Raw genomic sequence first — 26,180 nt, forward strand, 5'->3', positions numbered from 1 at the left:
CTCAGGAACCCGCGAACCCGAGCTGGCGCCAGGCCTCGTACACCACGATGGACGCCGTGTTGGTGAGGTTGAGGGAGCGCGAGGCCGGCAGCATCGGCAGGCGCAGCCGGTCGGTCACCACCGGGTCGGCCAGCACCTCCTCGGGCAGGCCCACCGACTCAGGCCCGAAGAGCAGCACGTCGCCCTCGGCGTAGGCGACATCGGTGTGGCGGCGCGTCGCCTTCGTGGTGAAGGCGTAGACCGCGCGCGGGGCCAGCGCCTTCCACGCGCTCGCCAGGTCGGCGTGCACGTGGACGTCGGCGAGGTCGTGGTAGTCGAGGCCCGCGCGGCGCAGGTACTTGTCCTCGAGCGAGAAGCCGAGCGGCTCGATCAGGTGCAGCTCGCACCCGGTGTTGGCGGCGAGCCGGATCGCGTTGCCCGTGTTGGGCGGGATCTCGGGGTGGTAGAAGACGATCCGGAACACAGTGTTGATCTTCTCCCGTTCACTCGCGCGTCGGTTCCGCGCCCCGCTGCGGCCATGTCGGCGAACAACGATTCTGCCGATCCCGATTCCCCACCACAGGAGGACCCCCTATGGTCGCGCGCCCTTCCGCCGTGTCCCGCCGCCGGTTCCTCGGCTACGGCGGCGCCGGAGCCGCCGCGGTGCTGCTCGGCACCGGCGCCTGGAGCGCGGCGAGCTCGTACGCCGCGCCCGCGCTGAAGGCCAACCCGTTCTCGCTCGGCGTGGCCTCCGGCGACCCGCTGCCCGGCGGCGTGGTGCTCTGGACCCGCGTGGCGCCCGATCCGTTCGCCGCCGACGGCTCCGGCGGCATGCCGGCGAAGCCGGTGAGGGTGGAGTACGAGGTGGCCGTGGACGAGCGGTTCCGCGGCGTCGTCCGCAGGGGCAGCGTCGTCGCCACCCCGGAGCTGGGGCACTCGGTGCACCCGGAGATCCACGGCCTCGCGCCTGACCGCGAGTACTTCTACCGCTTCCGCACCGGCGGCGAGATCTCGATGACGGGCCGCACCAGGACGACGCCCGCCGTGTGGTCCAATCCGCGTGAGCTCAACTTCGCGTTCGCGTCGTGCCAGGCGTGGCAGGACGGCTACTACACCGCCTACGAGCACATGGCGCGGGAGGATCTCGACCTCGTCGTGCACCTCGGCGACTACCTCTACGAGTACAGCGTCGCGAACAACCGCCGCGGGGTCGTCACCGACCCGAAGTTCCACACCGAGACCATCGGGCTCGCCCGCTACCGCCTGCAGTACGGCCTCTACAAGGCGGAGGCTCCGTTGCAGGAGGCCCATGCCCGCTTCCCGTGGATCATGACGATCGACGACCACGAGGTGGAGAACAACTGGGCCGGCGACATCTCGGAGAACAACGAGGACCCGGTGACGTTCCGGGCCCGCAGGGCCGCCGCGTTCCAGGCCATGTACGAGAACATGCCGTTCCGCATCGCGCAGCTGCCGTCCGGGCCGGAGGTGCATCTGCACCGCAGGCTCTCCTACGGCAGGCTGGCCGACTTCACGATGCTCGACACCCGCCAGTACCGCGACGACCAGCCGTGCGGTGACGGCGCGTCGGCGGTCTGCACCGACCGGCTCGATCCCGGCCGCACCATCCTCGGCGAGGCGCAGCGCGACTGGGTGCTCGACGGCTTCAGCTCGTCGAGCGCACGGTGGCAGGTGCTCGGCAACCAGGCCCCGATGGGCCAGACCGACCGTGACCCCGGCCCCGGCACGGAGGTCTGGATGGACCCGTGGGACGGCTACGCCGCCGAGCGTGACCGCGTGCTCGCCGAGGCCCAGGACCGCGGCGTCCGCAACCTCGTGGTGATCACCGGCGACCGGCACCAGAACTACGCCTGGGACCTCAAGCGCGACTTCACCGACCCGAGCTCGGCCACGGTCGGCAGCGAGTTCGTCGGCACGTCGATCACCAGTGGCGGCGACGGCGCCGACATCACCGACCAGGGCCGCGCTTTCCTCGCCGCCAACCCGCACATGAAGTTCTTCAACTCGCAGCGCGGGTACGTGCGCGTGAACGTGAACCGGCAGCGCTGGCGCAGCGACTTCCGCGTGCTGCCCCACGTGACCACGCCGGGCGCGCCGATCAGCACCCGCGCCAGCTACGTCGTCGAGGACGGCAGGCCGGGCGTCCAGGAGGGTTAGGCCGCCGCGGCGTCCAGCAGCTTGCGGACGTCGTCGGGCGGTGGCGTGGGCCGGTGCGAGTCCACGTCCACCCACACGTAGCGGTTGGTTCCCTCGAGGACGAGCTCGTCGCCGCGGTGGATGCGGATGCCCAGCACGAGGGAGGTGTTGCCGATGTGCTCGATGCTCAGGCTCACCACGAGCTCGTCCTCGAACCGCGCGGAACTGCGGTAGACGAGGTTGGTCTCGGCCACGACCATGTCGACGCCGCGGTCGGTGATGTAGGTGGTCGACCCGAACACGACCTTGTAGAACTCGAAGGCTGCCATGTCGGCGTAGGCGAGGTAGTGGGCGTTGAACACGATGCCCTGCTGGTCGCATTCGTGGTAGCGCACCCGCAGCGGCATGTGCACCACCGGCTCGTGACGGAGATCAGCCATGCCGGGCACGGTACGCCGTTGTGGTCAACGCCATGCGGGTTACCTGGCGGTATCGGTGCTGCCCCCGCGACCCGCGCGCCGCGACCGGATAACCTCACGGCGTCAACAGCAAGGCTCGCACACGAGGAGTTGCTACGTGGGACGGTCCGTTCTGGTCACCGGCGGCAATCGCGGCATCGGGCTGGCGATCGCGCGCGGTCTCGCCGACGCCGGGCACAGGGTCGCGGTGACCCACCGGGGCTCCGGTGCCCCCGAGGGACTGTTCGGCGTGCAGGCCGACGTCACCGACACCGAGCAGATCGACGCCGCGTTCAAGCAGGTCGAGGAGCACCAGGGGCCGGTGGAGGTGCTCGTCTCCAACGCGGGCATCACCGACGACACGCTCCTCATGCGCATGAGCGAGGAGCAGTTCACGCGCGTCGTCGACGCGAACCTCACCGGCGCCTACCGGGTCGCCAAGCGCGCGTCGCGGCACATGCTGCGCGCGAAGTGGGGCCGGTTCATCTTCATCTCGTCGGTGATCGGGCTCAGCGGCGGCGCGGGCCAGGTGAACTACGCGGCGAGCAAGGCCGGGCTCGTCGGCGTCGCGCGGTCGCTGACCAGGGAGCTCGGCTCGCGCAACATCACGGCCAACGTCGTGGCGCCGGGCTTCATCGTCACCGACATGACCAACGAGCTGACCGAGGACCAGCGCAAGGCGGCGCTTGCCCAGATTCCCGCGGCGCGCTACGGCGAGGCCGCCGACGTCGCCAACGCGGTGCGGTTCCTTGCCTCCGACGAGGCCGGTTACGTCAACGGTGCGGTGCTGCCCGTCGACGGTGGCCTCGGCATGGGCCACTGACCTTTTTCGTTCCACCGACTTCTTTGTGGAGGACTCCTTGTCCGGACTGCTCGAAGGCAAGCGGCTGCTGATCACCGGCGTGATCACCGACGCGTCGATCGCGTTCCACGCGGCCAGGGTCGCGCAGGAGCAGGGCGCGAAGGTGGTGCTCACCGGCTTCGGGAGGCTGTCGCTCGTCGAGCGCATCGCCAAGCGGCTGCCCGAGCCCGCGCCGGTGATCGAGCTGGACGTGCAGAACCAGGAGCACCTGGACACGCTGGCCGACCGCGTGCGGGACCACGTCGACGGCCTCGACGGCGTGCTGCACTCGATCGCCTTCGCGCCGGCGAGCTGCCTCGGCGCCCCGTTCCTGGACGCGCCGTCCGAGGACGTCGTGAAGGCGGTGGACGTGTCGGCGTACTCGTACAAGGCGGTGGCGAAGGCCGTGCTGCCGCTGCTCGGGCCGGGCTCGTCGATCGTCGGCATGGACTTCGACGCGCGCGTCGCGTGGCCCGCCTACAACTGGATGGGCGTGGCGAAGGCCGCGCTGGAGTCGGTGAACCGTTACCTCGCGCGCGACCTCGGGCCGCGGGGCATCCGCGTGAACCTCGTCGCCGCGGGGCCGGTCAAGACCATGGCCGCGAAGTCGATTCCCGGCTTCGGCGAGCTGGAGGAGGGCTGGGGCGACCGCGCCCCGCTCGGCTGGGACACCACCGACCCGACCCCGGTCGCCAAGAGCATCTGCGTGGCGCTCTCGGACTGGCTGCCCGCCACCACCGGCTCGATGATCATGGTCGACGGGGGCGTACACGCCACCGGCCAGTAGCCCTGTCACGTGCCCCCCAAGGCCACCTTTGTCGCGTTGAGCGCAACAAAGGTGGCCTTGGGGGCCGTTTCGCAGGTGAGCGGCGCGGGCGCCGGTGGTGTCAGAGTGTGGCGAGGGCGACCTCGGCGACGTTCTCGAGCGCGGCTCGGTCGGCGCCGCTGCGGGCCATCACACGCAGGCCGCCCGCCGTGGTGTGCACGAATCGGGCCAGCGTGAGGGGATCCTTGTCCTCGGCGATCTCACCGGCGCGCCTGCCCGCCTCGATGGCGTCGCGGAGCGCGGCGGTGAGCCGTTCGGTGTCGCGGCGGAGATCCTCGCTGACCTCGGCGTCGCGCCCGCCCAGCTCCGCGGCCGTGTTCACGACCAGGCAGCCGCGTGGGGAGCGGAACTCGTCGTCGATGGTCTGGGCGAACAGGTCCCTGATCTTGTCGCGGACCGGCCGGTCCCCGGCGAGCTGGTCGAGCCTGCGCTGCGTCGCACTGTCCATGTAGTGCCGCAGTGACAGCCGGAACAGGGCGTGCTTGCTGCTGAAGGTGTTGTAGATGCTGCTGCGGCTCAACCCGGTCGCCTCGCACAGCCGCGCGGTGGAGGTGCCTTCGTAGCCGTGGTCCCAGAAGGCGTGCATGGCCTTCTCGACGGCGACGGCCTCGTCGAACTCCCGTGGCCGTGGCATGGGCTCACCGTAGCGTTTTGGACCGATCGATACAAAACGCTGACCCGGTCCTGCGTGGGGGCGGCCACAGCGGGAGGATGACAGGCGTGAACTACGACGCGCTGCTGTGGTTGTCCTTCGGTGGCCCGGAGGGGCCCGACGACGTCATGCCGTTCCTCGAGAACGTCACGCGCGGCAGGGGCGTGCCGCCCGAGCGGCTCGCCGAGGTCGCCGAGCACTACCACCACTTCGGCGGGGTGTCACCCATCAACCGGCTCAACCGCGAGGCGATCGCCGCCGTGGAGAAGGAGCTCGCGGCACAGGGCATCGAGCTGCCCGTGTACTTCGGCAACCGCAACTGGCACCCGATGGTCGAGGACACCGTCGCCCGCATGAAGGCCGACGGTGTGCGCCGCGCGCTCGTGTTCCCGACCAGCGCTTACGGCGGGTACTCCGCGTGCCGCCAGTACGACGAGGACATCGCGCGCGCGAGGGCCGCCGTCGGTGACGGGGCACCAGAACTGGTGAAGCTGCGGCAGTTCTTCGACCACCCGCTGTTCGTGGCCTCCTTCGCCGACGCCGTGCGCGCCGCCCACGCCGAGCTCGGCGAGGCCGAGGGAACACGCACGGTGTTCACCGCGCATTCGGTGCCCCTGTCGGCGGATGTCACCTCCGGCCCGCCCGCCGAGGGCGGCAACCGCTACTCCCGCCAGATCGCCGAGGCGGCCAGGCTCGTCGCCGCCGAGGCCGGGGTGGCGGGCTACGACGTGGTGTGGCAGTCGCGGTCGGGTCCGCCGCAGGTGCCGTGGCTGGAGCCGGACATCGTCGACCACCTCGACACGCTGCACGCCAAGGGCGTCACGTCCGTCGTGGTGTGCCCGGTGGGCTTCGTGTCCGACCACCTCGAGGTGATCTGGGACCTCGACAACGAGGCCGCCGAGCGGGCCGGGGAGCTCGGCATGCGCTTCGCGCGCGCCGCGACACCCAACGGCGACCCGCGCTTCGCGGAGCTGGTGGTGGAGCTGGTCCGGGAACACACCGCGAGCGCGCAGGCCCGCAAGCTCTCGGCGTTCCCCGCCGCGGGCGACACGGCCAACGGAGACCCGTGCGCGGTGGGCTGCTGTGCAGCCGTGCGGCGGCCGTCCCAGGCCGGCTAGGACCGGTTGGCCTGGTCGGCGAAGACGCGCACGGCCTCGTTCACGGCCGCGCAGCGGGCGGTGCGCACCGCCTCGGACAGCGGGCGCAGCGCGTCGGCCCTGCGCGTGGCCGCCGACGCCGACAGCGCGCCGCCCGGTTCGTCGGCGTTGGCCAGCGCGAGGATCGCGCCGATCTCCTCGGTCCGCTGCAGCACGCGCAGCGCGCGGCCGGGGGTGCCGGGCGGCCAGTCGGGAGCGGGCCGCGAACGGAGCTTCGCCGACAGCTCGGCCCGCACACCCGGCCGGTCGCTGGCCACGTCGAGCGACTGCAGCGCGCCCGCGCTGTCCCGGATCGCGTCGGTGAGACCGTGCTCGGCGTCGGCGATGCCGAGGTGACCCAGCGGCGACTCCGTCGCCACGGGATACACGGTCCAGCGCACGAGCCCTTCCGCGATCACGTGGGGCACGAGGCCGTACCCGAGGCCGGGGAACACGACGGCCTCACCGGCGCGCAGGGCGGCCTCGGTGAATGGCCCGCCGCCGCCGAGGCCGCGAACGTCGCCGGGAACGGGGAGCACGAGCCTGGCGTCCGTGGCGCCGAGCTTGCGCAGGGCGGTGAACAGCTGCACGGGGGTCGCGGGGAAGTCGCCCGTCACCGGCAGGTCGAACACGTCCGCCACGGACTGCTCCGCCGCCACCACCTCGTGCGCCTCGCCCCACGCGAGCAGGGCGTCGAGCGCGTTGTCGGAGGCGGCGGCGCCGTGCAGCCACGCCGAGGACCAGACGGCAAGGGTCGCACTGGGACAACACACAGAGATCGAGAGTACCCGGGGCTGGAGCTGGTCCACGTCGACGCCAGCCGGAACCGGCAGTAGCGTCGAGTCCGTGACCCAGTCCCCACCCGCTGACCTGCCCCGTACCGCAGGCGAGCTGCGCGCCGCCGGGTACACCCCCAAGGGCATCAAGACCGAGATCCACGACAACCTGCTCGCGGCCCTGCGGGAGGAATCCGATCCGTGGCCCGGCATCGTCGGCTTCTCCCGCACGGTGCTGCCGCAGTTCGAGCGGGCCCTGCTCGCCGGGCACGACGTGGTGTTGCTGGGCGAGCGCGGCCAGGGCAAGACCCGCCTGCTGCGGACCCTGGCCGGGCTCCTCGACGAGTGGACGCCGGTGATCGAGGGCTCCGAGCTGGCAGAGCACCCGCTCCAGCCGATCACGCCCGCGTCACTGCGCCGCGCCGCCGAGCTCGGCGACGAGCTGCCCGTCGCGTGGCTGCACCGGGACCTGCGCTACACCGAGAAGCTCGCCACGCCCGACACCTCCGTCGGCGACCTCATCGGCGACGTCGACCCCGTCAAGGTCGCGGAGGGCCGCAGCCTCGGCGATCCCGAGACCATCCACTTCGGGCTCGTGCCGCGCGCGCACCGCGGCATCGTGGCGATCAACGAGCTGCCCGACCTCGCCGAGCGCATCCAGGTCGCGCTGCTCAACGTGATGGAGGAGCGCGACATCCAGGTGCGTGGCTACACGCTGCGGCTGCCACTGGACGTGCTGCTGGTCGCCACGGCCAACCCCGAGGACTACACCAACCGCGGCCGGATCATCACCCCGCTCAAGGACCGCTTCGGAGCCGAGATCCGCACGCACTACCCGCTCGACGTCGCCGCCGAGGTCGGCGTCGTCAAGCAGGAGGCCGACCTCAAGGCGGAGGTGAGCGACCCGCTGCTGGAGGTGCTGGCCCGCTTCGTGCGGAACCTGCGTGAGTCCAGCGTCGTCGACCAGCGCTCCGGCGTCTCGGCCCGGTTCGCCGTGGCGGCGGCCGAGACCGTGGCGGCCGCCGCGCTGCGGCGCTCCGCGCTGACCGGCGAGCACCCCGCCGTGGCCAGGCCAGTCGACCTCGACGCCGTGCCCGCCGTGCTGCGCGGCAAGATCGAGTTCGAGCCGGGGGAGGAAGGGCGCGAGACCGAGCATTTGGTGCACCTGCTGCGGCTCGCGATCGCCGAGACGGCCCGCGACCGGTTCGCCGGGCTCGACCTGCGGCCGCTGGCCGATGCCGTCGCCGACGGGCACCTGGTGGCCACGGGCGAGCGGGTGCCGGGCCGGGACGTGCTGTCCGCGCTGCCGGAGCTGCCCGTGCTGCACGAGGTCGCACAGCGGGCCGGTGTCTCCTCGGACGACGCGCCGGGCCGCATCGCCTCGGCCGTCGAGCTGGCCCTGGAGTCGCTCTACCTCGCCCGGAGGCTCGCGAAGGACGCCGACGACGCGACGACGGTGTACGGGCCATGAGCGCCCGGCTGCCGGAGAACCCGGAGAGCTACGCCTACGGGCCCTACCACGACGGGCCCGACCCGCTCGCGCCGCCGGTGGACCTGCGCGACGCCGTGGACGAGATCGGCCGCGACGTCATGGCGGGCTCCTCGCCCCGCTCGGCGCTGGAGGAGCTGCTGCGCCGGGGCACCCGCCGCACGGCAGGGCTCGACGAGCTGACCCGGCGCGTGTGGCAGCGGCGCTCGGAGATCCAGCGCAGGCACCGGCTCGACGGCACGCTGCAGGAGGTGCGGCGTCTGCTCGACGAGGCGCTCGACGCCGAACGCCGCGCGCTGTTCCCGGACCCCTCCGACGATGCCCGGTTTCGCGAGGCGCAGCTGGACGCGCTCCCGCCGGGCACCGCGGCCGCCGTCAGCGAGCTCGCGAACTACGAGTGGACGTCCGAAACCGGGCGCGAGAACTACGAGCGCATCCGGGAACTGCTCGGCAGGGAACTGCTGGAGTCCCGGTTCGAGGGCATGAAGCAGGCGCTCGAGTCCACGACCCCCGAGGACGTCGAGTGGGTCAACCAGATGCTCGCCGACCTCAACGCGCTGCTGTCGGCGCACGCGCAGGGGTTCTCCGACATCGACGAGCGTTTCGCCGAATTCATGCGCAGGCACGGCGAGTTCTTCCCGGAGAACCCGCGCGACGTGGAGGAGCTGATCGACGTGCTCGCCGCACGGGCCGCGGCGGCGCAGCGCATGCTCAACTCGATGACGCCGGAACAGCGCGCCGAGCTGGCACAGCTGTCGCGGCAGGCCTTCGGCGACCCGCGCCTCGCCCAGCAACTGTCCACACTGGACCAGCAGCTGCGCGGCCTGCGGCCGGGTGAGGACTGGACGTCCTCGGCCCGCTTCCGCGGCGACGACCCGCTGGGGCTGGGCGAGGGCGTGCGGGCGATGACCGACCTCGCCGAGCTGGACGCGCTCGCCGAGCAGCTGTCGCAGTCCTACCCGGGGGCGCGGCTGGAGGACATCGACCTCGACGCCCTTGAGCGCCAGCTCGGGGACGACGCCGGCGTGGACGCCCGCAGGCTCGCCGAGCTGGAACGGGAGCTGCGCGCGCAGGGCCTTTTCGAGCGCGCGCCCGACGGCTCATTGCGCCTGTCGCCCAAGGCGTTGCGGCGCCTCGGGGAGACGGCACTGGCGGACGTGGTGCGCGCCCTGCGCGGGCGCGACGGCGACCGGGACACGACGTCGGCGGGCGCGGCGGGGGAGCCGGACGGCTCCACCAGGCCGTGGCGGTTCGGCGACACCCAGCCGTGGGCGGTGTCGCGGACGGTCCGGAACGCGGTGCTGAGGACGGCGGCAAGCCGGCACTCGGGCGCCGTGCGGCTCGACGTGTCCGACGTCGAGGTGGTGGAGACCGAGCACCGGTCCCGCGCCGCCGTGGCGCTGTGCGTGGACACGTCGTGGTCGATGGTGCAGGAGGACCGCTGGCTGCCGATGAAGCGCACCGCGCTCGCACTGCACCAGCTGATCTCGACGCGGTTCCGCAACGACGCGCTGCAGCTCATCACGTTCGGCCGCTACGCCGCTCCGGTGGAGCTGGCCGAGCTGGTGGGCCTGGAGGGCGCGTGGGAGCAGGGCACCAACGCCCACCACGCGCTGCTGCTGGCGGGCAGGCACCTGCGCAGGCACCCGGACGCGCAGCCGGTGGTGCTGATGGTGACCGACGGCGAGCCCACCGCGCACCTGGAGGCGGACGGCGTCGCCGAGTTCGACTACCCGCCGAGCCCGCGCACCCTGCTCAAAACAATGTCCGAAGTCGACAGACTGGCGAAGCTGGGCGCGTCGGTGTCGGTGTTCCGGCTCGGCGACGACCCCCGGCTGGCGGCGTTCGTCGACCTGCTCGCGCGCCGCGCGGGCGGGCGGGTGCTCGCGCCGGACCTCGACGGGCTCGGCGCCGCGGTGGTCGGGGACTACCTGCGCAATCGCCGTTAGCGGCGTCAGTACGGCCCGACGTCGCGTTGCAGCTCCACGTCGGACACGCCCGGCACGTCCTGCAGCGCGGCGACGACCGTGTCGGCGTCGACCGAGCCGGTGACGGTGCCGAGGAGCTCCTGCACGCCGTCAACGGACATCCCGGCCTGCCGTAAGTCGGACACCACGTCGTCGAGCGCGCCGAGGTTGTCGTCGGCGACCGACACGATCACCCTGGTCACGGTGCACCTCCCGGTCGGGGACGGGCGGCGCGGTCAGGGTGCCTGCACCAGCCCCGCGCCGACATCAGTCGAGGGTAGCGGCAAACGCCGGGCCGACTGGGAGAGCCGGGCCCACAGTTCCCAGCCTCGGGCCCCGTGCAGCTGCGCGGCCAGCGCGGCGGCTCCCGCGACGTGCGGCGTGGCCATGCTGGTGCCGCTGATGGTGTTGTACCGCTCGGGCAAGGTCCAGCTGGAGTAGACGTCCACGCCGGGGCCCGCGAGGTCGACGGCGCTGCCGGGATCGACCGTGCCGCACGAGAAGTCGGCGATCGCGCGGTGCACGTCGATCGCGCCGACGGCCAGTATCGACGGGCAGTTGGCGGGGTGGCCGACCGGCGCGATGTGCCCTTCGGCGCGCCTGCTCTCGTTGCCGGCGGCCGCGACGATCAGCGTGCCCTGCCGAAGCGCCCTGCTCGCGACGGTCTCGAAGATCCGCGAGTGCGGGTCACCCGGCTGGGTCGCTGCGCCGAGCGACATCGACACCACCGCGCAACGGTTGCTGATCGCCCACTGGATGCCGGAGAGGATGCCACCGTCGGTGCCCGACCCGGCGTTGCTCAGCACCTTGCCCGCGTAGATCTCCGCCTCGTGTGCCACGCCGTAACCGCGGCCGTTCTCGGGGGTGCGGGGACCGCACGCCGTGCCGACGCAGTGCGTGCCGTGGCCGTGCTCGTCGTCCACCTGCTCGCCGTCGACGAAGGAGTTGGTGACGAGCGTGCGCCCCGCGAGATCGGGGTGGTCCACCACGACCCCGGTGTCGAGTACGGCCACGCGGATGCCCTTCCCGGTCGCCGCGCTCTCCGGCGCACCGAGCGCCTGCAGGCCCCAGGTGAAGGTGGTCTCGTCGACGGCGTCATCCGGTTCGACGGCCGGCGCCGCGTAGGCGTGCACGGTGCGCTCGGGCTCCACGAGCGCGAGCGGCCCCGGTCCGGCGGCGGCGCGGGTGAGCGCGTCGGCCTGGTCGGCGGCCGCTGTCACCACGGCGACGCCGAGTTCGTGCAGCAGCAGCCCGTCCGGGGCGGACAGCAGGTTGGCCGCGGTGGTCCCCAGCACGTCGGCGGTACTCGCGGGATGCAGGTCGGCGACGCTGGCGAAGGTGCTCACCGCCGCGGCCGAGGAGTCCTCCTCGAGGAGCACGAGATACCGTCTGGTCCCGCTGTCAGCGCCACTGGTCATGGCCGCCACCTTCTTCTTCAGTGGGGAGCTGGGAAACCTCCTATGTTACGAGTCCTGTACGTGGCGTGACAATCACGCGCGCGCCACGACTCGGCACCATGGTGATATTGCGGGCCTTCGCGGGTTCGGGACGGGCACGGTCGGGCGTCAAGTGGAAGCGCGAGAGCACCGCGCGCAACACGACCGTGGCCTCCAGCAGGGAGAACCCGGCCCCGAGACAGCGGCGGACGCCGCCGCCGAACGGGAACCACGTGCCGGCCGGCGGGCCGTCGCCGAGGAAGCGCTCGGGGCGGAACGCGGCGGGCTCCGGGTGGTGCGCGGGGTCGGCCTGGACGAGGGCGATCGAGGGCATCACCGTGTGCCCCGCGGGAATGCGGTAGCCGCCGACCTCGATGTCCCGGGTGAGCTTGCGGGCCACCTCCGAGATCACCGGGTGTAGCCGCATCGACTCCTTCGCCACCGCCTCCAGGTACCTCTCGTCGCCGTCGTCGGCCGCGCGCGTGGCCGCGGCCAGCTGCGCGGGCTCGCGGGCCAGCTCGTGGAACGCCCACGCCAGCGCGGTCGCCGTCGTCTCGTGTCCCGCCAGCAGCAGGGTGATGAGCTGGTCGCGCAGCTCGGCGTCCGTGAGCCCCTCGCCGTCGGCGTCGCCGACCGCGAGCAGCCGGGACAGCACGTCGTGGCGCTCGCCGAGGTCACCGGCACGCCTGCGTTCGGCGATCTCGGCGTAGAGCAGGTCGTCGGTCCGCCGCTGGGCGATCGCGTAGCGCTTCCACGGCCCGTAGCGCTGGAGCTTCGGGTTGTGCCAGCCGAGCAGGTCGACGGGCCCGACGTCCACGATGCGGCGCAGGAGCCCCCGCAGCTCCTCCAGCCGGGGTCCCTCGGCGACCCCGAAGACGACGCGCAGGATGATCTCCAGCGTCAGCGCCTGCATGCGCAGGTGGGAGGAGAACGGCGTGCCCGGCCGCCAGCGCTCCACCTCCCGCTCGGTGAGCTCGGTGACGAGGTCGCGGTAGCCGCGCAGGGCGGCCCCGTTGAAGGCGGGCATCAGCAGCTTGCGGGCGCGCAGGTGCACGTCCTCGTCGGTGAGCAGCACGGAGTGCTCGCCCATGGCGGGTTTGAGGATCACGTTGCCCTCGCCGGCGTGGAAGATCGAGGGGTGACCCGCGAAGACGGCACGGATGTGGTCGACGTCGGCGAGCTGCACGACGTGCCGCTCGGGGTAGATGTGCAGCCGCACGACGTCGCCGTGGCGGCGGCGCAGCCTCGGCAGCCATCGGTGCCGGTAGGAGCCGAACAGAACGGTCTGCACGGCGAGTGGTAGCCGGGGCCCCGGCGGCGGGGCGGTGGCGGTGAGGTCCTCGGTGCGCACGCCGGGCGTCGTCGTCTCGGTCGTCACAGGTGCTCCTTCGCGAGGGATCTACACGTCCGTTTTATACGCGTGTATAGATCGCGTGTCCAGGGGCCCACGGTCCTCCGGGTACGCTGCGGGCGTGGGCCATCGGGAAGACCTCCTCGTGGCGGCCCGGCGGCTGCTGGAGGACAAGGGCTACGCGCACATCACGGCGCGCGACCTGGTCGCGGCCTCGGGCACCAACCTCGCCTCGATCGGCTACCACTTCGGATCCAAGGCCGGGCTGCTCAACGCGGCCATCGGCCAGGTGTTCGAGGAGTGGACCGAGCAGCTCGCCGACCTCGCCATGGCCGACCCCGCGGCCTCGCCCGTCGAGCGCGGGCACGTCACGTGGGCGGCGCTGCTCGGCAGCCTGGCCAGCAAGCGCAAGCTGCTGCTGTCCTACGTCGAGGCGCTCGCGCAGGCGGAGCGCACACCCGACCTGCGCAGCCAGTTCGCGGAGCAGTACCGGCGCTGCCGCGAGCGCGTCGCCGGCCTGGTCGCGGAGTCCCTCGGCGACGGCACCCGCTCCGACGACCCCCGCTGTCTCGCCGTCGCGAGCTTCGTGATCGCGATCTGCGACGGGCTCTCCGTGCAGTGGCTGCTCGACCCCGAGTCGGCCCCCACAGCGGAGGAACTGCTCGCCGGGCTCGGCGCGATGTGGTCGGCGTCGTTCCCACCACACGGGAAGGCGGACGACGTTTCCGCTTAGTGTTGGGGTATGCAGACTTGGTCATCGGTTGCCGTGCCCCGTATCCCTGGAACCCCGCGTCCGCTGCGGCTCCACGACACCGCGACCGGACAGCTGCGGCCCACGGCGCCGGGGCGCGTCGCCAGGATGTACGTCTGCGGCATCACCCCCTACGACGCCACCCACCTCGGGCACGCCGCCACCTACCTGGCCTTCGACCTCGTCCACCGGCTGTGGCTCGACGCCGGGCACGAGGTGCACTACGTCCAGAACGTCACCGACATCGACGACCCGCTGCTGGAGCGGGCCGAGCGCGACCAGGACGACTGGGTGGTGCTCGGCATGCGGGAGACGGCACTGTTCCGCGAGGACATGGAGGCCCTGCGCGTGCTGCCGCCGCGCGACTTCGTCGGCGCGGTGGAGACCATCCCGGAGATCGTCGAGGTGATCGGCAAGCTGCTCGCGAGCGGCGCCGCGTACCGGGCGGACGACCCCGAGTACCCCGACGTGTACTTCGACCGCTCGTTCACCGGCCACTTCGGCTACGAGTCGAACTACGACGCCGAGACAATGGCGCGGTTCTTCGCCGAACGGGGCGGCGACCCCGAGCGCAAGGGCAAGCGCGACCCGCTGGACGCGCTGCTCTGGCGGATGGCGCGGCCCGGCGAGCCGTCGTGGGAGTCGGAGCTGGGGGAGGGTCGCCCCGGCTGGCACATCGAGTGCAGCGCGATCGCGCTCGGCCGCCTCGGCATGGGCTTCGACGTCCAGGGTGGTGGCTCCGACCTGGCGTTCCCCCACCACGAGTACAGCGCGGCCCACGCCGAGGCCCTGGCGGGCGAGCACCCGTTCGCCCGCCACTACGTGCACGCGGGGATGATCGGCCTCGACGGCGAGAAGATGTCGAAGTCGAAGGGCAACCTGGTGTTCGTGTCGCGGCTGCGGGCCGACGGCGTGGACCCGGCGGCGATCCGCCTGGCCCTGTTCGCCGGGCACTACCGCGCCGACCGCGCGTGGACCGGCGCGCTGCTGGACGAGGCGCGGGAGCGGCTCGCGCGGTGGCGCGAGGCCGTGTCGCTCGAGGCGGGCCCCGCCGTGGAGGACACCGTCGCCCGCCTCCGCGACCATCTCGCCGACGACCTCGACACCCCCAAGGCGCTCGCCGCCGTCGACGCGTGGGTGACCGAGGCGCTGGGCCGCCGCGGCACCGACGCCGAGGCGCCCGCCCGGCTCCGCGCCGCCGTCGACGCCCTCCTCGGCGTCGCCCTCTAGCGCCCTTGCCGTCTGCAGTGAAGGCCACCATGCCTGCGTTCAACGCAGTGAAGGTGGCCTTCACTGCAGACGGGGGACGCTGCAGCAGGTGGGTCAGGTGGCGGGCAGGGCCAGTTCGGTGCCCTGCCAGTCGCGGCGGAGCCAGCGGTCGTGGGAGGCGACCACGACCGCACCCGGTGCCCCGTCCAACGCGTCCGACAGCTCCTCGGCGAGCGTGAGCGAGATGTGGTTGGTTGGCTCGTCGAGCAGGAGCACGTGCGGCGGGTTCGCCAGCAGCATCGCCAGCGCCAGCCGCCGTCGCTGGCCCACCGACAACCTGCCCACCTCGCGGTCGAGGTCCCTCGGTGCGATCAGGCCGAGTGACGACAGCGCCGGAGCCTCCTCTCCGGCCGCCTCGGTGTAGAGCTGCCGGGGCGTCGGCGTCGGATCGGCGAACGTGACGTCCTGCTCCAGCAGCCCCACCCGCACGCCACGCGCCCGGTGGACGGTGCCTCGGGCCGGGGTGAGCCTGCCCGCGAGCACCGCCAGCAGCGTCGACTTCCCGGTGCCGTTGCCGCCGGTCACCAGCAGCCGCGCCGACGTGCCGACGTCCAGCTCGCCGAGCCGCAGCCTGCCGGGCACGTCGACGTCCCGCACCGACAGGGCCAGCCTGTGCTCGGCCGGCCTGCCCGTGAGCGCCGCCGCGAACCGCAGCGGCCGCGGTGGCCTGCGCACCTGGTCGCGCTCCAGCTCCGCCAGTCGCAGCTGGGCATTGCGCACCCGGCGCGAGATCTGCTTCTGCACCCGGCCGGTTTTGAAGTCGTACGCCATCTTCGCGTTGTCGCGGGCGGGACGGTTGTGGTTGATGTCCCGCGCCGTCACCGCGACGGAGTGCCGCAGCTGCTTGAGCTCCTCCTGCTCCTCGGCGTACCGCTGCTCCCACCGCGCCCGCTCGGCCCGCTTGGCCTCCAGGTAGTCCGAGTAGCGCCCGCCGTAGCGGGCCGGCCCGCCGAGCGCGGGGTCGAGGTCCACGATGTCCGTGCACACCGCGTCGAGGAACACCCGGTCGTGAGAGGAGACGACCACGATGCCGGACAACGCCGAGAGGTGCCGTTCGAGGAACTCCATCGCGGCGTCGTCGAGGTGGTTGGTCGGCTCGTCCAGCAGCAGCGTCTCGGGACTGCGGATGAGCAGTGCCGCGAGCGCGAGCCGTGACCGCTGCCCGCCCGACAGGCTGCCGAGCGGGCGCTCCGGCCCGATCTCGCCGAGCCCGAGCCCCGCGCAGACCAGCTTCGCGCGCCGGTCGGCGTCCCACAGCTCGTGGGCCTGCGCCCACTCCAGCAGCCGGCCGTACTCGTCGAGCGCGACCGCGTCCTCCGGGTTCCCGGCCAGCCGCTCACTCAGCACGTCGAGCCGCGCGGCGCCCGCCCGGATCTCGGCGAGCGCGTGGTCGAGCACGTCGGCGAAGCGGGTCGTTTCCGGGAACGGCAGCTCCTGGCGGAGGAAGCCGATGTCCCCGCCGCCGTCCACCGACCCGGCGTGAGGCTGTTCGAGCCCCGCGAGCAGCCGCAGCAGCGTGGACTTGCCGACGCCGTTCTCGCCGACGAGGCCGAGCCGCTGACCCGCGCTCGCGGTGAGGTCGATGCCGCGGAACACGACGCGATCGCCGTAGGCGAACGCGAGGTCGCGGGCACGCAGGAAAAGAGAAGCAGACATAGAGCATCACCGGCCCGGTGTGAGAAGGGGACACCCGCCGGGCGAATCGGCCTCGGGCGCGGGTGAGGGCTCGGGTCAGCTCTTCATGATGCGTCCAGGCTAGCCACACCTGCCGCGGGCGCGCCACCGAGTTTTCGGCGCCCGGGTGATCGCCTTCGCGGGATACGGTGGGCTGCGTGCCCAACCTGTACGCCACCAGCGACCTGCACGTCACGCACAACGGCAACGAGCCCTTCGTCGACCAGATCCGGCCGGGCTCGCCGGAGGACTGGCTGCTCGTCGCCGGTGACGTCGGGGAGCGGATGTCGGCGGTGGTCGGCACGCTGGCGAGGCTGCGCGAACGGTTCGCCACGGTGGTGTGGGTTCCGGGCAACCACGAGCTGTGGACCACCGTGAAGGACCCCGACCAGCACCGAGGCCAGGACCGCTACGACGAGCTGGTGCGCCGCTGCCGCGACGTCGGCGTGCTCACCCCCGAGGACGAGTACCCGGTGTGGCCCTACGCCGAGCGCCCCTTGACCGTCGCGCCGCTGTTCCTGCTCTACGACTACAGCTGGCGCACCCCTTCGGCCGAGGGGGAGCCGCTGGACGTGGCGATGGAGCAGGCCAGGGAGGCCGGGGTGGTCTGCACCGACGAGTTCCTGCTGCACCACGAGCCGTTCGCCAGCCGCTCGGCGTGGTGCGCGCGGCGGCTGGAGGTCACCGAGAGGCGGCTCGCGGCCATCCCCGCCGACCACGGCACGGTGCTGATGTCGCACTGGCCGCTGCACCGGCATCCCACGGAGCCGCTGCGCTACCCGGAGTTCGCGATGTGGTGCGGCACCACCGCGACCGCCGACTGGCACGTGCGCTACCGCGCCGAGGTCGCCGTGTACGGCCACCTGCACATCCCGCGCACGACGCGGCGCGACGGCGTGCGCTTCGAGGAGGTCTCGCTCGGCTACCCACGCGAATGGCGCAAGCGCGCGAGGGGAGCCGTGCCGGTGCGGATCATTCTCGGGAACGGGTTCGCCTGAGTACCGCCGTCAATGGCGTGACGAGCAGCAGCAACGCGGCGGGCAGGCCGAAGCCGAGTGCGGCGTCGTGGTGGTAGGGCGCCGTGAACGCCGCGGGGGCGGCCGCCATGCCCACGAAGCGCATCGCCTGCACCACCGAGATCGCGCCGCCCCGGCCACGCTCCCCGCCGGAGAGCACGCTCGAGTTGATCCCCACCATGATCAGCTGGCCGCAGAAGCCGGCCACCGCCCAGCACGCCGCGGCCACTGCCAGCGAATCCACGAACCCGATGGCCGCGAGCAGCAGCGCGCCGGCCACGAGGCCAGTCACCGTGGAGGGCCGGGGCCCGTACCGGTCGTTCACCCCGCCCACCACGCGGGCGGTGAGGATGCCCGCGACGCCGAAGCCGGTCAGCACCAGCCCCCGCGGCCCCGACGAGAGCCCGAAGGCGTCCTCCAGCCGGAACGCCACCAGGAACGACACCCCGGACAGGCAGGCCCAGCCGACCAGGCCGACGAGACCGGGCAGCAGGACGTCCCGGCGCCACGAGTCGCGCAGGCGCGTCGGCCGCGACGTGTCCCTGGGCTGGTCGGGCGGCAGCGGACACGCCGCGAGCACGGCGCCGACCAGCGCGATCCCCGCGAAGGCCCATCGCCACGACGCCTCGGCGGCCAGCCCGCCGACCAGCGGCGCCGACGTCTGGCCCACCGCCTGCATGGCCCCGAACAGGCCCAGCGCGCGGCCGAGGCGCTCCCGCGGCGTCCCCTCGGCGAGCTTGGCCATGAGCAGCGGCAGCGTGAACGCGTTCGCGCAGCCCTGCACGCCGCGCGTGACCTGGAACAGCCAGAACCACGGGGCGAGCGCCGAGCCCACGGCGGCCACCGCGTAGACCACGTAGGCGAGGCGGATGGTCCGCGCCTGCCCCCAGCGTTCGCCGAGGGTGCCCGACACGAGCATGAGTGCCGCGAACGGCACGAGATAGCTCGTGAGCGCCGACGCCGCGACGGACGGGGACACGGCGAAGCTCGCGCCGATCTCGGGCAGGATCGCGGCGACCACACCGCCCCCGAACGGCCCGAGCAGCGCACCGACGTACAATGAGCCCCTGGCCAGCCGGGCTCGCGCGGACCCCCCGGTCAGCGACCCGACGAGCCGGGCCCGTCCGGCCTGCGGCGTCGTAGATAGCGTTCGAACTCGGCGGCGATGCGGTCGCCACTGCTCTCGTCGACGGTGATCTCGGCGTCGCCGCGCTCCTCGAGGGTGCGCACGTAGTCGCTGATCTCCTCGTCCTCGTCGGCCATCTCGGAGACGGTCCGCTGCCACTCCTCCGCCTGCTCGGGCAGCGCGCCGAGCGGGATGCCGACGTCGAGGATGTCCTCGAGTTTGTGCAGCAGCGCCAGGGTCGCCTTGGGCGAGGGTGGATGCGACACGTAGTGGGGCACGGCCGCCCACACGGACACGGCCGGGATGCCCGCCTGCACGCACAGGTCCTGCAGCACCCCCGTGATGCCGGTGGGGCCCTGGTAGCGGCTGCGCTCCAGGCCGAACCGGGAGGCGGCCTCCGCGTCATATGCCGTTCCGGTGACCGGGACGGGCCTGGTGTGCGCGGTGTCGGCCAGCAGCGCCCCCAGCGTCACGACCGTCGAGACCTCGAGCTCCTCGATGTGCTCCAGCAGCTCAGCGCAGAACGCCCGCCAGCGCATGTTGGGCTCGGGTCCCTGCACCAGCACGATGTCACGGCCGAGGCCCTCGGGACGGCACACGGAGAGCCGCGTCGTCGGCCACTCGACCCGGCGGGTCACACCGTCCACCATGCGGACGGTGGGCCTGCTCACCTGGAAGTCGTAGTAGTCGTCGGGATCCAGCTCGGCCAGCGGCTTCGCGTCCCAGTTGAGCTGCAGGTGCTCGAGTGCCGTGCTCGCGGCGTCCCCAGCATCGTTCCAGCCTTCGAACGCCACCACCATCACCGGTTTCGGCGGGGGCCGGCTGTCTGTTGCTTCGTCGAAGGGCTTGCTCACACAGCCAGCCTACGGCCCGGCGGCATCCCCTGTGGACCGTGCTGGCCCGTAGGCTGTCACCCATGCCCACCCCTCTCTCTTCGCCGCTGCTGGACGCGCTCTCGGCCCGGGTCGTGGTCGCCGACGGCGCGATGGGAACCGCGCTTCAGGCCCACGACCTCTCGCTCGACGACTTCGCCGGGCTGGAGGGCTGCAACGAGATCCTGAACGTGACCAGGCCGGACGTGGTGCGGGGCATCCACCGCGGCTACCTGGCGGCCGGCGCCGACGCGGTCGAGACCAACACGTTCGGGGCGAACTTCGCGAATCTGGCCGAGTACGACATCGCGGACCGGATCTTCGAGCTGTCGGAGGCGGGCGCGCGGCTGGCGAGGGAGGTCGCCGACGAGTTCGCTGAGCCGGGCAGGCCGCGGTTCGTGCTGGGCTCGGTCGGTCCGGGCACGAAGCTGCCGACGCTGGGGCACGCGCCGTTCACGACGCTGCGCGACGCCTACGTCGAGGAGGTCAGGGGCCTGCTCGCGGGCGGCGTGGACGCCGTGATCGTGGAGACCACGCAGGACATCCTCCAGACGAAGGCGTCGATCGTGGCGGCGCACCGCGCGATGGCCGCGGAGGGACGGCGGGTGCCGGTCATCGCGTCGATCACCGTGGAGACCACGGGCACGATGCTGCTGGGCACCGAGGTGGGCGCGGCGCTGACGGCGCTGGAGCCACTGGGCATCGACGTGATCGGGCTGAACTGCGCCACCGGCCCCGCGGAGATGAGCGAGCACCTGCGGACGCTGTCGCGGCACGCGCGGGTGCCGCTGTCGGTGATGCCGAACGCGGGCCTGCCGGAGCTGGGGCCGAACGGCGCGGTGTACCCGCTGAGCCCGGAAGGGCTGGCCGAGGCGCTGTCGGGATTCGTGCGCGAGTTCGGGGTCGGCCTGGTCGGCGGCTGCTGCGGGACCACCGAGGAGCATGTGCGGCAGCTGGTGGCGGCGGTGCGGGAAGCCGAGCGCGCACAGCGTCGTCCCACCCCGGAGCCGGGGGTGTCGTCGCTGTACCAGGCGGTGCCGTTCGAGCAGGACGCGAGCGTGCTGATGATCGGCGAGCGGACCAACGCCAACGGCTCGAAGGCGTTCCGCGAGGCGATGCTGGAGGGCCGCTACGAGGACTGCGTGGAGATCGCGAGGGGCCAGACCCGCGACGGCGCCCACATGCTGGACCTGTGCGTGGACTACGTGGGCCGCGACGGCGCCGCGGACATGGCCGAGCTGGCCGGCAGGCTGGCCACCGCGTCCACATTGCCGATCATGCTGGACTCCACCGAGCCCGAGGTGATCAAGGCCGGGCTGGAGCGCCTCGGTGGGCGCTGCGCCGTCAACTCCGTCAACTACGAGGACGGCGACGGGCCGGGCTCGCGCTACCGCCGGATGATGGAGCTGGTGCGCGAGCACGGCGCCGCGGTGGTGGTGATGTGCATCGACGAGGAGGGCCAGGCCCGCACCGCGGAGGCGAAGGTCCGCATCGCGAGCCGGATCATCGACGACCTCACCGCCAACTGGGGCATGGCCGTGGGGGACATCATCGTCGACTGCCTGACGTTCCCGATCTCCACCGGCCAGGAGGAGGTGCGCCGCGACGGGGTGGAGACGATCGAGGCGATCCGCGAGCTCAAGCGCCGTTACCCGGGCGTGCGTACCACGCTGGGCGTCTCCAACATCTCCTTCGGGCTCAACCCGGCCGCCCGGCAGGTGCTGAACTCGGTGTTCCTACACGAGTGCGTGCAGGCAGGGCTGGACACCGCGATCGTGCACGCGTCGAAGATCCTGCCGATGGCGCGCATCCCCGACGAGCAGCGTGACGTGGCGCTCGACCTGGTCTACGACCGCCGCCGGGAGGGTTACGACCCGCTGCAGGCGCTGATGTCGCTGTTCGAGGGCAAGACCGCCGCGTCGTCGCGGGCGTCGCGGGCCGAGGAGCTGGCGAAGCTGCCGCTGTTCGAGCGGCTGGAGCGGCGCATCGTGGACGGCGACCGCAACGGGCTGGAGGCCGACCTCGACGCGGCGATGGAGCAGAAGCCGCCACTGGAGATCATCAACGACACCCTGCTGTCCGGGATGAAGACCGTCGGCGAGCTGTTCGGCTCCGGGCAGATGCAGCTGCCGTTCGTGCTGCAGTCGGCCGAGGTGATGAAGACCGCCGTCGCCTACCTCGAACCGCACATGGAGAAGCAGGACTCCGGCGGCAAGGGCCGCATCGTGCTGGCCACGGTCAAGGGCGACGTGCACGACATCGGCAAGAACCTGGTGGACATCATCCTGTCCAACAACGGCTACGAGGTGGTGAACCTCGGCATCAAGCAGCCGATCACCACGATCCTGGACGCCGCGCGGGAGCACCGGGCGGACGCGATCGGCATGTCCGGCCTGCTGGTCAAGTCCACGGTGATCATGAAGGAGAACCTCGAGGAGATGAACTCCCGGGGCGTGGCCGGGCAGTGGCCCGTGCTGCTCGGCGGCGCGGCTCTGACCCGCTCCTACGTCGAGAACGACCTGACCGAGGTCTACCAGGGCGACGTCCGCTACGCCCGCGACGCGTTCGAGGGCCTGCGCCTGATGGACACGATCATGGCCGTCAAGCGCGGCGAGGCCCCCGCAGCCGACCCCGAGGAGGAGGCCAGGCGCGCCGAGCGCAAGGCCCGCCGGGAGCGGTCCCTGCGCATCGCCGAGGCCCGCAAGGCGCGGCGGGAGCCCGAGCCGGAGGACGGGCCCGCCCGCTCGGACGTGGCCACCGACGTCGCGCTGCCCACGCCGCCGTTCTGGGGCTCGCGCGTGGTCAAAGGCGTGCCGGTGGCCGACTACGCCGCCTACCTCGACGAACGCGCCACCTTCCTCGGCCAGTGGGGTCTCAAGGGCGCGCGCGGCGGCGCGGGGCCGACCTACGAGGAGCTGGTGGAGACCGAGGGCAGGCCACGGCTGCGGGCGTGGCTGGACCGGCTGGCCACCGAAGGCATCCTGGCCCACGCCGCCGTCGTCTACGGGTACTTCCCCGCGGTGGCCGAGGGTGAGGACCTGGTCGTGCTGACCGAGCCGCGCCCGGACGCGCCGGAGGTGACGCGGTTCACCTTCCCCCGGCAGAAGCGCGACCGCAGGCTGTGCCTCTCCGACTTCTACCGGCCCCGTGACCTGGCGAAACAGGCCGGCGAGGTGGACGTGCTGCCGTTGACGCTGGTCACCATGGGCCAGCCGATCGCCGACTTCGCCAACGAACTCTTCGCGCGCGACGCCTACCGCGACTACCTCGAGGTCCACGGCCTCGGTGTGCAGCTCACCGAGGCGCTCGCCGAGTACTGGCACCGCCGCGTCCGCCAGGAACTGCGTTTCGCCACCGGAAACCCGGTTTCCGACGAGGACCCCGCCGACGTCGAGGAATTCTTCAAACTCGGCTACCGTGGCGCGCGGTTCTCGCTCGGCTACGGCGCGTGCCCAAATCTGGAGGACCGCGCGAAAATCGTCGAACTGCTCCAGCCGGAGCGCATCGGGGTGAAGCTCTCCGAGGAATTCCAGCTGCACCCCGAACAATCGACCGACGCCATTGTGGCGCACCACCCCGAAGCCAAATACTTCAACACCTAGGAGCGAACGTGAACCGACCGTCCGCAATGGACGGCCCCGCCGCCGTGCTGTGGGACATGGACGGCACCCTCGTCGATTCCGAGAAGCTCTGGGACGTCGCGCTCTACGAGGCGGCGGGCTGGCTCGGCGGCGACCTCACGACCGAGCAGCGCGCGTCCCTCGTCGGGTCCAACATGGACACCACGACGCGCTTCCTGCTCTCGGTCGCGGGCAAGGACGTCACCCCGCGGGCGATCGCCGAGGTGTCGCGGTGGATCCGGGAACGCACGGCCACGTTGTTCGCCGACGAGCTGCCCTGGCGGCCGGGCGCGCGTGAGGCGCTCGCGGCGATCTGCTCGGCCGGGATCCCGTGCGGGCTCGTGACCTCCACCGAGCGCGCCCTGACCGAACTCGCGCTCAACACGATCGGCCGCGAGTTCTTCGCCGTCACCGTGTGCGGCGACGAGGTGGACGGGCTGAACAAGCCGCACCCCGAGCCCTACCTGCGGGCAGCCCGGCTGCTGGGCGCCGACCCGGAGTCGTGCGTCGCGGTGGAGGACTCGCCGGTGGGCACCGAGTCGGCGGTGGCGGCGGGCTGCACGGTGCTCGTCGTGCCCAACGACGTGCCGGTGGAGCCCGGGGTGCGGCGGACGTTCCGCTCCTCGCTCGTCGGCCTTGACGCGCTCTCGGTCGCGGATGTCGCGGCCGCGCGGCAGGGTTGAGCCCCGCGGGCGTCAGGGCACGAGCCCGGCGGGGATGTCCGCGTGCTTCACGCCGACGAGCGCCACGTAGTACAGCGGCTCGCCACAGATGTTGAGGCGGTGCCGGTAGCGCTCGGACGAGCGCACCTCGAGCACCCCGGCCTCCTGGCAGCGGTTGATCAGGCGCGCGAAGCCGGACGTGTCCTCGTCGCCGAGGAACCGGTCCTTGATGGTGAACGCGATCCAGCCGCCGTCACTCACGAGGTTGTACGCCGCGCGGAACGCCGCGGGCGGGATGTCGCCGTAGCCGAGCGCCGCCACGCAGGACAGCGTGTTGAAGCCGTACCCGTGCAGCGTGCGGGTTTCCTGCTCGGACAGCGCGGTGAGGTCGGCGACGTGGTAGGCGTCGTAGACCTCGGGGCGGTCACGCCGCGCCGCGTCCCGCGCCTCCGGGATGATGTCCACGCCGACCAGGCTGCCCGCGCCCACCGTGCGCAACTGCTCGCCGACGAGCCCGTTCCCGGCGCCCAGATCGAGGACGCGCAGTGACGAGGCGACCACGTTGTCGCGCTGGACCTGTTCTTTCAGCAGCTTCCCGACCACGTCGGGTGAGCGGCAGTCCAGAATGTCGTGGAAAAGTTGTTCGTAGAGTCCGGGAATTGCGAAGATCCGGTGGTAGTCGTGGAACCGGATCTGCTGCCACTCGCCGTCCAGGAGAACCAGGCAGTACTCCGAGTCCTGGTCTATTCGCTCCGGGTGTTCCGGCAGTCGTATTTGGAGTTCAGTGTGCTTCATCGAAGGGCCGCCATTTTCGTCGGGTAACCTCCTGTTTGCCATACCCCACCTTTCCGTTCTCGATTCGTTCCCGGGCTCCGCAATTCAGCAAAGTGGATTTCCGTGGCCAAGTCAACCGGCCGACAGCGGGATCGCGCGGGAGACGGCCCGCCCGCCACCGTTGCGACGGTGGATGGAAGGATTCAGTCCGTGAAGACCTTCGATGAGCTGTACGCCGAGCTTGCCGAACGGGCCCGTTCCCGGCCCGAGGGCTCCGGCACCGTGGCCGCGCTGGACGCCGGAGTGCACGCGCAGGGCAAGAAGGTGCTGGAGGAGGCCGGCGAGGTCTGGATCGCGGCGGAGCACGAGTCCGACGAGCGGCTGGCCGAGGAGGTCTCCCAGCTGCTCTACCGGGTTCAGGTGCTGCTGCTGGGCCGTGGCGTCCCGCTCGAGGACGTCTACCGGTACCTGTGAGGAGGAAAGGAAAGACCATGCTGCGTGTCGCGGTGCCGAACAAGGGTGCGCTGGCCGGGCCGGCGTCGGAGATGCTCGGTGAGGCGGGGTACCGGCAGCGACATGAGCAGCGCGACCTCACCGTGCTGGACCCGGTGAACGAGGTCGAGTTCTTCTTCCTCCGCCCCAAGGACATCCCGATCTACGTGGGCTCCGGGGAGCTCGATCTCGGCATCACGGGCCGCGACCTGGCGCTGGACTCCGGCGCGCCGGTGGAGGAGACGCTCGCGCTCGGCTTCGGCGGCTCCACGTTCCGTTACGCGGCACCCTCGGGACGGGACTGGAAGACCGAGGACCTGCACGGCAAGAGGCTCGCGACGTCCTACCCGAAGCTCGTGCGGGACGACCTCGCCAAGCAGGGGATCGAGGCGGAGGTCATCCGGCTCGACGGCGCCGTGGAGATCTCGGTGCAGCTCGGGGTCGCCGACGCGATCGCCGACGTCGTGGGCTCAGGCCGCACGCTGCGCCAGCACAGCCTCGTCGCGTTCGGGGACCCGATCTGCGTGTCCGAGGCCGTGCTCGTGCACCGGTCGGGAAACGCCGACTCGAAGCCGATCGGGCAGCTGGCCGCACGCCTGCAGGGCGTGGTGTTCGCGCAGCAGTACATGATGCTCGACTACGACTGCCCGCGCACGCTGCTCGAGCGGGCCATGGCCATCACGCCCGGCCTCGAGTCCCCGACCGTCGCGCCGCTCGCGCACGCCGACTGGGTGGCCGTGCGGGCCATGGTGCCGCGCAAGCAGGTCAACTCGATCATGGACGAGCTGGCCGCCGTTGGCGCCCGCGCCATCCTGGCGTCGGACATCCGCGCCTGCCGGCTCTGAGCAACCGCCGT

The 26,180-nt window shown here is 72.0% G+C and carries 24 protein-coding genes; 13 read left to right on the forward strand and 11 right to left on the reverse strand.

The features are described from left to right. Window position 1: 1 nt before the first annotated feature. A complete protein-coding gene (locus tag FCN18_RS14150) occupies window positions 2–463 on the reverse strand; it encodes a tRNA (cytidine(34)-2'-O)-methyltransferase (protein ID WP_112269040.1) in 462 nt (153 codons plus the stop codon). A gap of 110 nt (window positions 464–573) precedes the next feature. On the opposite strand from FCN18_RS14150, the gene FCN18_RS14155 reads away from it, so the two are divergent. After that, the gene (locus FCN18_RS14155; RefSeq protein ID WP_137095313.1) at window positions 574–2,157 is read left to right on the forward strand and encodes an alkaline phosphatase D family protein; all 1,584 of its coding nucleotides are present in this window, start codon (window positions 574–576) and stop codon (window positions 2,155–2,157) included. Here FCN18_RS14155 and FCN18_RS14160 read toward each other — a convergent pair. Continuing rightward, complete coding sequence (locus tag FCN18_RS14160) at window positions 2,154–2,576, reverse strand: acyl-CoA thioesterase (protein WP_112269044.1); 423 nt, start codon at window positions 2,574–2,576, stop codon at window positions 2,154–2,156. The two genes, FCN18_RS14155 and FCN18_RS14160, sit on opposite strands and share 4 nt — an antisense overlap. A gap of 136 nt (window positions 2,577–2,712) precedes the next feature. Here FCN18_RS14160 and fabG point away from each other — a divergent pair, with 136 nt between their 5' ends. Both fabG and fabI read left to right on the forward strand, forming a co-directional pair. Continuing rightward, window positions 2,713–3,417 carry a beta-ketoacyl-ACP reductase gene (gene fabG / locus FCN18_RS14165; RefSeq protein WP_113641439.1) on the forward strand — a complete coding sequence of 235 codons (705 nt, stop codon included), beginning with the start codon at window positions 2,713–2,715 and terminating at the stop codon, window positions 3,415–3,417. A 37-nt stretch (window positions 3,418–3,454) separates the two neighbouring features. Further along, a complete protein-coding gene (gene fabI, locus FCN18_RS14170; protein WP_113641486.1) occupies window positions 3,455–4,222 on the forward strand; it encodes an enoyl-ACP reductase FabI in 768 nt (255 codons plus the stop codon). A 100-nt stretch (window positions 4,223–4,322) separates the two neighbouring features. On the opposite strand, the gene FCN18_RS14175 is transcribed toward fabI, so the two are convergent. Continuing rightward, window positions 4,323–4,895: a TetR/AcrR family transcriptional regulator gene (locus FCN18_RS14175; RefSeq protein WP_112269048.1), complete on the reverse strand. Its 573-nt coding sequence runs from the start codon at window positions 4,893–4,895 to the stop codon at window positions 4,323–4,325. Window positions 4,896–4,981: 86 nt separating this feature from the next. Here FCN18_RS14175 and FCN18_RS14180 point away from each other — a divergent pair, with 86 nt between their 5' ends. Then, entirely contained in the window at window positions 4,982–6,031 is a 1,050-nt protein-coding gene (locus tag FCN18_RS14180) for a ferrochelatase (protein WP_112269050.1), read from the forward strand. Here the strand turns inward: FCN18_RS14180 and FCN18_RS14185 are convergent. Further along, window positions 6,028–6,822, reverse strand: coding sequence for a hypothetical protein (locus FCN18_RS14185; RefSeq protein ID WP_112269594.1), 795 nt, complete (start codon window positions 6,820–6,822; stop codon window positions 6,028–6,030). The two genes, FCN18_RS14180 and FCN18_RS14185, sit on opposite strands and share 4 nt — an antisense overlap. Window positions 6,823–6,895: 73 nt before the next feature. Between FCN18_RS14185 and FCN18_RS14190 the strand changes: the two genes are divergently transcribed. Together FCN18_RS14190 and FCN18_RS14195 are read left to right on the forward strand one after the other, a co-directional pair. Beyond that, window positions 6,896–8,296 carry an ATP-binding protein gene (locus FCN18_RS14190; protein WP_112269052.1) on the forward strand — a complete coding sequence of 467 codons (1,401 nt, stop codon included), beginning with the start codon at window positions 6,896–6,898 and terminating at the stop codon, window positions 8,294–8,296. Beyond that, entirely contained in the window at window positions 8,293–10,263 is a 1,971-nt protein-coding gene (locus FCN18_RS14195; RefSeq protein ID WP_137095314.1) for a vWA domain-containing protein, read from the forward strand. The genes FCN18_RS14190 and FCN18_RS14195 overlap by 4 nt, the downstream gene beginning before the upstream one ends. 5 nt (window positions 10,264–10,268) lie before the next feature. Here FCN18_RS14195 and FCN18_RS14200 read toward each other — a convergent pair whose 3' ends face one another. From FCN18_RS14200 to FCN18_RS14210, 3 genes are read right to left on the reverse strand one after another with little or no spacing between them, the layout of a single operon-like run. Then, entirely contained in the window at window positions 10,269–10,484 is a 216-nt protein-coding gene (locus tag FCN18_RS14200; protein ID WP_112269056.1) for a hypothetical protein, read from the reverse strand. Between the two features lie 33 nt (window positions 10,485–10,517). Continuing rightward, entirely contained in the window at window positions 10,518–11,699 is a 1,182-nt protein-coding gene (locus tag FCN18_RS14205) for a S8 family serine peptidase (RefSeq protein WP_137095315.1), read from the reverse strand. Between the two features lie 40 nt (window positions 11,700–11,739). Beyond that, a complete protein-coding gene (locus FCN18_RS14210) occupies window positions 11,740–13,095 on the reverse strand; it encodes a cytochrome P450 (protein WP_137095316.1) in 1,356 nt (451 codons plus the stop codon). Between the two features lie 94 nt (window positions 13,096–13,189). Between FCN18_RS14210 and FCN18_RS14215 the strand changes: the two genes are divergently transcribed. Together FCN18_RS14215 and mshC are read left to right on the forward strand one after the other, a co-directional pair. Continuing rightward, on the forward strand, window positions 13,190–13,801 hold the full coding sequence (locus tag FCN18_RS14215; protein ID WP_112269062.1) for a TetR/AcrR family transcriptional regulator: 612 nt from the start codon (window positions 13,190–13,192) through the stop codon (window positions 13,799–13,801). Between the two features lie 9 nt (window positions 13,802–13,810). Further along, entirely contained in the window at window positions 13,811–15,049 is a 1,239-nt protein-coding gene (gene mshC, locus FCN18_RS14220) for a cysteine--1-D-myo-inosityl 2-amino-2-deoxy-alpha-D-glucopyranoside ligase (protein WP_112269064.1), read from the forward strand. Between the two features lie 93 nt (window positions 15,050–15,142). On the opposite strand, the gene FCN18_RS14225 is transcribed toward mshC, so the two are convergent. Continuing rightward, window positions 15,143–16,744 (reverse strand): ABC-F family ATP-binding cassette domain-containing protein, encoded by a 1,602-nt coding sequence (locus FCN18_RS14225; protein WP_137095317.1) that lies wholly within the window; start codon window positions 16,742–16,744, stop codon window positions 15,143–15,145. Window positions 16,745–16,920: 176 nt separating this feature from the next. On the opposite strand from FCN18_RS14225, the gene FCN18_RS14230 reads away from it, so the two are divergent. Next, window positions 16,921–17,760: a metallophosphoesterase family protein gene (locus tag FCN18_RS14230; RefSeq protein ID WP_112269068.1), complete on the forward strand. Its 840-nt coding sequence runs from the start codon at window positions 16,921–16,923 to the stop codon at window positions 17,758–17,760. Here FCN18_RS14230 and FCN18_RS14235 read toward each other — a convergent pair. Together FCN18_RS14235 and FCN18_RS14240 are read right to left on the reverse strand one after the other, a co-directional pair. After that, window positions 17,735–18,838 (reverse strand): MFS transporter, encoded by a 1,104-nt coding sequence (locus FCN18_RS14235; RefSeq protein ID WP_228713941.1) that lies wholly within the window; start codon window positions 18,836–18,838, stop codon window positions 17,735–17,737. The genes FCN18_RS14230 and FCN18_RS14235 overlap by 26 nt on opposite strands. A 38-nt stretch (window positions 18,839–18,876) precedes the next feature. Further along, window positions 18,877–19,758: a PAC2 family protein gene (locus FCN18_RS14240; protein WP_112269070.1), complete on the reverse strand. Its 882-nt coding sequence runs from the start codon at window positions 19,756–19,758 to the stop codon at window positions 18,877–18,879. A 62-nt stretch (window positions 19,759–19,820) separates the two neighbouring features. On the opposite strand from FCN18_RS14240, the gene metH reads away from it, so the two are divergent. Together metH and FCN18_RS14250 are read left to right on the forward strand one after the other, a co-directional pair. Next, window positions 19,821–23,378: a methionine synthase gene (gene metH, locus FCN18_RS14245; RefSeq protein WP_137095318.1), complete on the forward strand. Its 3,558-nt coding sequence runs from the start codon at window positions 19,821–19,823 to the stop codon at window positions 23,376–23,378. 26 nt (window positions 23,379–23,404) lie between these two features. Next, complete coding sequence (locus FCN18_RS14250; protein WP_112269074.1) at window positions 23,405–24,079, forward strand: HAD family hydrolase; 675 nt, start codon at window positions 23,405–23,407, stop codon at window positions 24,077–24,079. Between the two features lie 12 nt (window positions 24,080–24,091). Here FCN18_RS14250 and FCN18_RS14255 read toward each other — a convergent pair whose 3' ends face one another. After that, window positions 24,092–24,895 carry a class I SAM-dependent DNA methyltransferase gene (locus FCN18_RS14255; RefSeq protein WP_112269076.1) on the reverse strand — a complete coding sequence of 268 codons (804 nt, stop codon included), beginning with the start codon at window positions 24,893–24,895 and terminating at the stop codon, window positions 24,092–24,094. Window positions 24,896–25,042: 147 nt separating this feature from the next. On the opposite strand from FCN18_RS14255, the gene FCN18_RS14260 reads away from it, so the two are divergent. Further along, a complete protein-coding gene (locus FCN18_RS14260; RefSeq protein ID WP_110335671.1) occupies window positions 25,043–25,306 on the forward strand; it encodes a phosphoribosyl-ATP diphosphatase in 264 nt (87 codons plus the stop codon). 17 nt (window positions 25,307–25,323) lie between these two features. Then, window positions 25,324–26,169 carry an ATP phosphoribosyltransferase gene (gene hisG / locus FCN18_RS14265; protein WP_112269078.1) on the forward strand — a complete coding sequence of 282 codons (846 nt, stop codon included), beginning with the start codon at window positions 25,324–25,326 and terminating at the stop codon, window positions 26,167–26,169. The last annotated feature ends 11 nt before the right edge of the window (window positions 26,170–26,180 follow it).

The sequence above is a fragment of the Prauserella endophytica genome, from assembly GCF_005146945.1.
Classification (GTDB): Bacteria; Actinomycetota; Actinomycetes; order Mycobacteriales; family Pseudonocardiaceae; genus Prauserella_A; species Prauserella_A endophytica.